We start from the raw sequence: 210 nt of genomic DNA on the forward strand, positions 1-210 counted from the left end.
TGGTGGGAGTTCTCGCCATAGCGCAACGGGTGGGACAGCTCCCCGGTCGTACCGACGAAGGTGGGAACGCCGTCAACGGCCACCCCATCACGACTGCCGAACCAGGTGGCCACCGCGACGTCATAGGCAGCGGTGTGGGCGAAGGCACGGGCCGCCAGCACGCGACGCTCCTCCATGGTGTACCCGCCTTCGGACAGGGCCCGGGCAAGG

The 210-nt window shown here is 69.0% G+C and carries 1 pseudogene; it reads right to left on the reverse strand.

From position 1 onward, the window contains the following. A pseudogene (gene purH / locus RRF55_RS29340) lies at positions 1-197 on the reverse strand (bifunctional phosphoribosylaminoimidazolecarboxamide formyltransferase/IMP cyclohydrolase); the annotation flags it as partial. Positions 198-210: the final 13 nt, after the last annotated feature.

The organism is Klebsiella sp. K47 (genome assembly GCF_051858335.1).
Lineage (GTDB): Bacteria > Pseudomonadota > Gammaproteobacteria > Enterobacterales > Enterobacteriaceae > Klebsiella > Klebsiella pneumoniae.